Origin of the sequence: Paractinoplanes rhizophilus (assembly GCF_042664765.1) — a bacterium.
Taxonomy (GTDB): Bacteria; Actinomycetota; Actinomycetes; order Mycobacteriales; family Micromonosporaceae; genus Actinoplanes; species Actinoplanes rhizophilus.
Genome location: NZ_JBHTBJ010000126.1, coordinates 1 through 893 on the forward strand (window position 1 = coordinate 1; position 893 = coordinate 893).

The window sequence follows — 893 nt, forward strand, 5'->3', positions numbered from 1 at the left end:
TCGCGCACGCCGCGGTTGCGCAGCTCGGTCAGCACGCTCAGCCAGAACTTGGCGCCCTCGCTGTTCTGCAGCCAGATCCCCAGCACGTGCTTGACGCCGTCGCAATCGACCCCGACGACCAGATGGGCGGCCTTGTTACGCACGTGGGCGCCGTCGCGGACCTTCACGACCAGCGCGTCGATGTAGACGATCGGATACACGGCGTCCAGCGGCCGGGTCTGCCACGCCTTCACCTCGTCCAGCACCGCGTCGGTGACCACCGAGACCGTGTCGGGTGAGATCTCGGTGCCGTAGACACGCTGCAGGTGGTGGCAGATGTCACGCACCGTCATCCCACCCGCGTAGAGGCTGATGATCACGTCCGAGAGCCCACCCAGGCGCCGCTCGCCCTTGGGCACCAGCAGCGGGGTGAACGTGCCGGACCGGTCCCGTGGCACGTCGAGGGGGATCGGCCCGATCTCGGTCTGCACCGTCTTCGGGGTGCTGCCGTTACGCGAGTTCCCCGAGCCCTTGCCCGCCGGATCGTGCTTGCCGTACCCGAGGTGCGCGCCGAGCTCGGCCTGCAGCCCGCGCTCGAGGACGGCCTTGCACATCTCGGACAGGAAACTGCCCGGCCCGGTCAGCCGGCCGCCGTCGGCCCGGACCTGGGCAACCATCTGGTCGAGCAACTGCTCGTCCAGCAGCGCCTTCACCGCCGGCGCTGCCGCGCCCGGCACGCCGTCGGACAGCGGCAGCCGCGGCGTGACCACCGGCTCATCTTCCTCGTTGCCCAAGGCGACGTGCTCAAACTCATCGGTCAGTGTCATGATCGTGATCCTGTCTGCCCCATCAGGTCATATCTGGCGGAAAACGGATAATCCACTCATCCGTTACACAGACCTACCGACACGCCC

General features: G+C 67.9%; 1 protein-coding gene. It reads right to left on the reverse strand.

Going from position 1 to position 893, the window contains the following annotated elements:
• Positions 1-656, reverse strand: a 656-nt coding sequence (locus tag ACFQS1_RS40520) for an IS256 family transposase (RefSeq protein ID WP_417629344.1), incomplete at its 3' end; no start/stop codon positions are given.
• Positions 657-893: the final 237 nt, after the last annotated feature.